Annotated in this window: 5 protein-coding genes; 4 read left to right on the top strand and 1 reads right to left on the bottom strand. The window is 68.9% G+C overall.

From position 1 onward, the window contains the following. Positions 1 to 379 precede the first annotated feature (379 nt). Positions 380 to 724 carry a helix-turn-helix domain-containing protein gene (locus ACZ6TB_RS15665; protein ID WP_465554810.1) on the bottom strand — a complete coding sequence of 115 codons (345 nt, stop codon included), beginning with the start codon at positions 722 to 724 and terminating at the stop codon, positions 380 to 382. A 785-nt stretch (positions 725 to 1509) separates the two neighbouring features. Here ACZ6TB_RS15665 and ACZ6TB_RS15670 point away from each other — a divergent pair. The 4 genes from ACZ6TB_RS15670 (at position 1510) to ACZ6TB_RS15685 (ending at position 6583) form a co-directional block, all read left to right on the top strand. Continuing rightward, positions 1510 to 3033, top strand: coding sequence for an amino acid permease (locus ACZ6TB_RS15670; protein ID WP_465554812.1), 1524 nt, complete (start codon positions 1510 to 1512; stop codon positions 3031 to 3033). 66 nt (positions 3034 to 3099) lie between these two features. Then, complete coding sequence (locus ACZ6TB_RS15675) at positions 3100 to 4446, top strand: glutamine synthetase family protein (RefSeq protein ID WP_465554813.1); 1347 nt, start codon at positions 3100 to 3102, stop codon at positions 4444 to 4446. Between the two features lie 12 nt (positions 4447 to 4458). After that, on the top strand, positions 4459 to 5817 hold the full coding sequence (locus ACZ6TB_RS15680; RefSeq protein WP_465554815.1) for an aldehyde dehydrogenase family protein: 1359 nt from the start codon (positions 4459 to 4461) through the stop codon (positions 5815 to 5817). A 1-nt stretch (position 5818) separates the two neighbouring features. Then, positions 5819 to 6583 carry a 3-oxoacyl-ACP reductase gene (locus ACZ6TB_RS15685; RefSeq protein ID WP_465554817.1) on the top strand — a complete coding sequence of 255 codons (765 nt, stop codon included), beginning with the start codon at positions 5819 to 5821 and terminating at the stop codon, positions 6581 to 6583. The last annotated feature ends 227 nt before the right edge of the window (positions 6584 to 6810 follow it).

A 6810-nucleotide genomic window follows, 5' to 3' on the forward strand; every position in this document is an offset into this window, starting at 1 on the left:
TGCCGGGTGGGGTCGTTGTTGCCGGGTGGGGTCGTTGTTGCCGGGTGGGGTCGTTGTTGCCGGGTGGGGTCGTTGTTGCCGGGTGGGGTCGTTGTTGCCGGGTGGGGTCGTTGTCGCCGGGCAGGCCGTTGTTGCCGGGTGGGGTCGTTGTCGCCGGGCACGGCCGCTGTCCCAGGTCGGCGAAGTGGGATCGCGGCCGGGAAGCCGTCGAAGGTGCGACCGAGACCGGGACGCCGTGGGCTGGCTCAGGCGGATCCGAGGCGTCGCCCCGCCCCACCCCACCCCGTTTTTGGGTGGGGTCGAGTAAAGCGGCGGGGTACGACAACTTTCTCGGCGTTGTCCACAGACGGGGCGTGGGGGAGCGGGTCGGCGGGAAAGATCAGGCTGCCGGCGCGGTTGGGGTGGGGCGGTCGGCGTCGTCTTCGGGGGTCAGGATTCCGCCTAGGTCCAGGATTCGGCGGTGGGCCGCCTCCAAGCGGTCCTCCAGCGTGACGATGCGGCACGCCGCGGTGAGCAGGATGCCCTCGTCGAGTAGTTGGCGGACGCGGACGGCCAGCTGCAACTGGTGGCGCGAGTAGCGGCGGTGGCCGCCACCGGAGCGCTCGGGCGCGATCAGGCCCGCGGCGCCCAGGCTTCGCAAGAAGGCCGGCGTTACACCGATCATGTCGGCGGCCCGGCCCATCGTGTACGCCGGGTAGTCGGCGTCGTCGAAGGCGGTTCTCATGATCCTTTCCGGGGGTCAAACGCAAGGGGGTCAAACGCAAGGGGGTCAAACGCAAGGGGGTCAAACGCAAGGGGGTCAAACGCAAGGGGGTCAAACGCAAGGGGGGTCAAACGCAAGAGGTCCAGCGCAGGGGGTCATACGCAGGGGGCCAAACGCAGTCCAAGGCCCCGGCGGGTAACCGGGGCCCTGGCTGTTCAATTCTGATGCCGACCGTCGTCGGCGCATGAGGTCGTCCGTCTGCGTGCCGCTAGCGGGCGACCTGAGTGATGGGCATCGGCTGCGATCACCTCTTGTCGGGTCGGGGACGTTGTGATTACGCGTTGCTGCGGTATCTCGTCCTCCTTAACCAACTCAGGGTCTGTGCCAGTTGCATGTCGGCTGTGCGTGGCCGACTCCAGAAATGCTATGCCCGACAAGCCCCGATTTCTAGTATCGCTGCTGTAGATTTTTCGGACATAAACGTCAGACCAAGAAGGACGTGAATGGCTGAGGGGCGACGGGGAGAAGGGGCGGCGGTGCGGAGCGGGCGCCGGATGCGGCGAAGCCGCATGTGAGAGAGGTGACCGCGCCCCGCACCGCCGCGGGACAGGAGCGGATGGACAGCTCCTGATCGCAAGACCTGCCGAGGGCTTGCGTTGTCCGGTTCTGTGCATGAGTGTGCGGGTCGTCCCGCCCGGCGAGCAACGCAATTAACACCTGATCATTGACGCGCGTAACAACTCGGCGAGATCATCACGGCACGCGGTGACCCCGGTCACAGCACCCCTCGGTCAAGGGAGTCGCAGATGAGCGTCAACCCAGCACCCAGCACCGACGAAGAACGCTTGGCCCAACTCGGCTACGAGCAAGAACTGCATCGCCGACTCTCCGGCTTCTCGAACTTCGCGGTCTCCTTCTCGATCATTTCCATCCTGGCCGGCGCCATCACGTCGTACGGCATCGCCATGACCGCCGGTGGCCCGATGGCCATCACGCTCGGCTGGCTCTTCGTCGGCATCATGGTCACCTTCGTGGCCCTGGCCATGGCGGAGGTCTGCTCGGCGTACCCCACGGCCGGCGCCCTCTACTGGTGGGCGGCGGCACTGGCCAAACGCAACAAGGCCGCCTGGGCCTGGTTCGTGGGTTGGTTCAACTTCCTCGGCGAGGTCGCGGTCACGGCGGCCATCGACTTCGGTGCGGCGATCACCACGGCCGCGTTCCTGAGCCTGACCTTCGACATGGAGGTCACCAAGGCCCGGACGTTCCTGATCTTCCTCGTGATCATCATCGTGCACGGACTGCTCAACACGTTCGGCGTCAACCTGGTCCGCCTGCTCTCCGACGTCAGTGCCTGGTGGCACCTGGTCGGCGTGGCGGTCATCGTCGTGCTGCTCGCCGTCCTGCCCGACCAGCACAAGCCGATCTCCGACGTGTTCACGGAAGTGCACAACGCGACCGGCTTCACGTTCGCCGGGGCCGGCGTGTACGCGGTCCTCCTCGGACTGCTGATGGCGCAGTACACGTACACCGGCTACGACGCCTCGGCCCACGTCGCGGAGGAGACGCACGACGCGGCGAGGGCGGCTCCGCGCGGCATCGTGATGTCGGTGGTGGTTTCGGTGATCGCCGGCTTCGTGCTGCTGTTCGCGATCACCTGGTCGATCCAGGACTACGAGGCCGAACGGACCACGGCGCTCGGCCTGCCGCCCGCGCAGATCTTCATCGACGCGGTCGGCCACAACACCGGCACGTTCCTGGTGTTCATCTGCATGGTCGCGCAGTGGTTCTGCGGGATGGCGTCGGTGACCGCGAACTCGCGGATGTCGTACGCGTTCTCCCGCGACGGCGCGCTGCCCGGCTCGCGGATCTGGAAGCGGGTCAACCCCCGCACCGGCACGCCGACCAACTCGATCTGGCTGTGCGTGACGCTCTCGACGATCATCGTGCTGCCGTCGCTGTGGAACACCACGGCGTATCTCGCGGCGACCTCGATCGCGGTCATCGGGCTCTACATCGCGTACGTGGCGCCGGTGCTCCTGCGGCGGCTCAACCCGGACTTCCAGCCCGGGCCGTGGAACCTCGGCAAGTGGAGCGCCCCGATCGGCTGGCTCGCGATCGTCTGGGTCGTGATCATCTGCGTGCTGTTCGTCCTGCCGACGGCCAGCCCGATCACGGCCACCACCTTCAACTACACGATCGTCGCCGTGGCGGTCGTGGTCGGCGCCGCGGCGATCTGGTGGTTCGCGAGCGCCCGGAAGTGGTTCACCGGACCGCGGCAGAATTTGATCGACAAGGCCGCGCACGGCGAGCAGACCATGCCCTCCGAGTGATCGACTGTTGAAAAGGGGACGGGCGCACCCGCGCCCGTCCCCCGGCAAACCGATTGGACTGTGCGCATGGACCTCGAGGAGCTGGACGTCTCCGTCGACAACGGCAGCATCGACACGGTGCTGCTCGCCCTGACCGACATGCAGGGGCGCCTCCAGGGCAAACGCCTGCACGGGCGCTACTTCATGGACGAGGTGGTGGCCAACGGCAGCGAGGGGTGCAACTACCTGCTCGCCGTCGACGTCGACATGAACACGGTCGACGGGTACGAGATGTCCTCCTGGTCGAGTGGCTACGGCGACTTCGTGATGAAGCCCGACTTCGCGAGCCTGCGCAAGGTCCCGTGGCAGCCCGGCACCGCCATGGTCCTGGCCGACCTGTTCACCGTCTCCGGCGAGCCCGTCTACGCCTCGCCCCGGCAGATCCTCCAGCGGCAACTGGACCGCCTCGCCGGGCACGGGCTCACGGCGTACGCGGGAACCGAACTTGAATTCGTTCTCTACAAGGACAGCTACGAGCAGGCGTTCGACAAGAACTATCGCGACCTGATCCCCGCCAACCAGTACAACGTGGACTATTCGATGCTCGGCACGGCGCGGGTGGAGCCGCTGCTGCGGCGCATCCGCAACGAGATGTACGGCGCGGGCCTGCTGCCGGAGAGCGCCAAGGGCGAGTGCAACTTCGGACAACACGAGATCGCTTTCCGGTACGCCGAGGCGGTCGCGTGCGCCGACAATCACGTGATCTACAAGAACGGCGCCAAGGAGATCGCGGCCCAGGAGGGCATGGCGCTCACCTTCATGGCCAAGCCCAACGCGCGCGAGGGCAACAGCTGCCACATCCACTTCTCGCTGCGCGGCGGTGACGGGCAGTCGGCGATGCTCGGCGACGGGCCCGGACACCTGAGCGTCACCGGGCAGCGGGTGCTGGCCGGCCTGCTCGCCACGATGCGCGACTTCAGCCTGCTGTTCGCGCCCAACATCAACTCGTACAAGCGCTACCAGCCGGGCTCGTTCGCGCCGACCGCGCTGCGCTGGGGCGTCGACAACCGCACCTGCGCGCTGCGGATGGCCGGCCACGGTCAGGGCATGCGGGTGGAGAATCGCGTGCCCGGCGGCGACGTCAATCCCTACCTGGCGATCGCGGCTCTGGTGGCGGGCGCGATCTATGGCATCGAACACGAACTCGAGCTGGAACCGGAGTTCACCGGTAATGCTTACGAGGACGCCGCGGCGCCGCGGGTGCCGTCGACCCTGCGGGAGTCCCAGCAGCTCTGGCTCGGCAGTGAGCCGGCCCGGGACGCGTTCGGCCCCGGCGTGGTCGGCCACTACGGCAACATGGCCCAGGTCGAGCTGGCCGCCTTCGACGCGGCGGTGACCGACTGGGAGCTGCGGCGGGGATTCGAGCGACTGTGAAAGGCTCTCAGCGTGACCACTGACGTGATCAACCCGTCGACCGGGACGGTCTTGACCAGCGTCCCCTCGCTCGGCCGGGAGGAGACCGACGCCGCCATCGAGCGTGCGCGGCGGGCCTTCCCGGCCTGGCGGGACGTCGCCCCCGGCGAGCGGGCCCGGCTGCTGCGCCGGTTCGCCGCCGTGGTCGACGATCACCTCGACGAGCTGGCCGGCCTCGAGGTGCGCAACGCCGGCCACACGATCGGCAACGCGCGCTGGGAGGCCGGCAACGTCCGGGACGTCCTCAACTACTACGCCGGCGCGCCCGAGCGGCTGATCGGCAAGCAGATCCCGGTCGCCGGCGGCCTCGACGTGACCTTCCACGAGCCGCTCGGCGTGGTCGGCATCATCGTGCCGTGGAACTTCCCGATGCCGATCGCCGGCTGGGGCTTCGGCCCGGCGCTGGCGGCCGGCAACACGGTCGTCCTCAAGCCGGCCGAGCTCACCCCGCTCACCGCGATCCGGCTCGGCGAGCTGGCGCTGGAGGCCGGCATCCCCGAGGGCGTCTTCCAGATCGTCCCCGGCAAGGGCTCGGTCGTCGGCCAGCGGTTCGTCACCCACCCCGCCGTCCGCAAGGTCTGCTTCACCGGCTCGACCGACGTCGGTAAGTCGATCATGGCGGGCTGCGCCGACCAGGTGAAGCGGGTGACGCTCGAGCTCGGCGGCAAGAGCGCGAACATCGTCTTCGCCGACGCCGACCTGGAGAAGGCGGCCGCCTCGGCGCCCGGGTCGGTCTTCGACAACGCCGGCCAGGACTGCTGCGCCCGGTCCCGGCTGCTGGTGCAGGAATCGGTCTACGACAAGTTCCTGGCCCTGCTCGAGCCGGCGGTCCGGGCGTTCCGGGTGGAAGATCCGGCGCAGGACACGGCCGAGATGGGCCCGCTGATCTCCGCCTCGCACCGCGCCACCGTCGCGTCCTATGTCGAGGGCGCCGACGTCGCGTTCACCGGCGACGCCCCGGACGGCGACGGCTGGTGGTTCCCGCCGACGGTGCTGCTGGCCCACGGCACCGACGACCGGCACTGGCGCGAGGAGGTCTTCGGCCCGGTGCTGAGCGTGCTGCCGTTCCGGGACGAGGAGGACGCGGTCCGGCTCGCCAACGACACCGAGTACGGCCTGTCCGGCTCGCTGTGGACCCGGGACGTGGGCCGGGCGCTGCGTGTCTCGCGGGCCGTCGAGACCGGGGCGCTGAGCGTCAACAGCCATTCCTCGGTGCGGTACTGGACGCCGTTCGGCGGCATGAAGCAGTCGGGCCTCGGCCGCGAGCTCGGCCCCGACGCGCTGCTCGGCTTCACCGATGTCAAGAACGTGTTCCTAGCTACGGGAGATTGAGTTGGAGCGTTTGCAGGACCGGGTCGCCGTGATCACCGGCGCCGGTAGCGGGATCGGGCTCGCCACGGCACGCCGCTTCGCGGCCGAAGGAGCGAAGGTCGTTGCCGTCGACATCTCCGAAAAATCCGGGAAATCGGTCGCGGAGGAGGTCGGCGGCGAGTTCGTAGCCTGCGACGTTTCCGACGAGGAGCAGGTCAAAGCGTTGTTCGACCGCGTCGCCGAACGGCACGGCCGGGTCGACATCGCCTTCAACAACGCCGGCATCTCGCCGCCCGACGACGACTCGATCCTGGTCACCGGCATCGAGGCGTGGGAGCGGGTCCTCAAGGTCAACACGACCTCGGTCTTCTTCTGCTGCAAGTACGCGATCCCGCACATGCAGCGGCAGGGCAAGGGCTCGATCATCAACACCGCCTCGTTCGTGGCGCTGCTCGGCGCCGCGACCTCCCAGATCGCCTACACGGCGAGCAAGGGCGGGGTGCTGGCGATGACCCGCGAGCTGGGCGTGCAGTTCGCCCGCGAGGGCATCCGGATCAACGCGCTCTGCCCCGGCCCGGTCGCGACGCCGCTGCTGCTGGAGCTGTTCGCCAAGGATCCGGAGCGCGCCGCCCGCCGGCTCGTGCACGTGCCGATGGGCCGGTTCGCCGAGCCCGCGGAGATCGCGGCGGCGGTGGCGTTCCTCGCCAGCGACGACGCGTCGTTCATGACCGCCTCGCAATTCGTGGTGGACGGCGGCATCACTGGTGCCTACGTAACGCCACTGTGACGTTTGAGCATTGTCGACTGCGGTAACTAACCCCTATACGCCCAGCTAGACCGGGCGCAGGGGTCGAATCCCCGCCGACGCAGGCATCCGATCCCTGTGTTGGTGGGACAGATGGGCCCGGGCGGGGGGGGGGGGGGGGGGGGGGGGGGGGGGGGGGGGGGGGGGGGGCCGGGGGGGGGGGGGGGGGGGGGGGGGGGGGGGGGGGGGGGGGGGGGGGGGGGGGTACG

Source organism: Actinoplanes sp. NPDC051537, from assembly GCF_055586105.1.

Bases quoted from the DNA above. Each gene is read 5' to 3' on its own strand.
- ACZ6TB_RS15665 (WP_465554810.1), bottom strand. From the start codon at position 724: ATGAGAACCGCCTTCGACGACGCCGACTACCCGGCGTACACGATGGGC.
- ACZ6TB_RS15670 (WP_465554812.1), top strand. From the start codon at position 1,510: ATGAGCGTCAACCCAGCACCCAGCACCGACGAAGAACGCTTGGCCCAA.
- ACZ6TB_RS15675 (WP_465554813.1), top strand. From the start codon at position 3,100: ATGGACCTCGAGGAGCTGGACGTCTCCGTCGACAACGGCAGCATCGAC.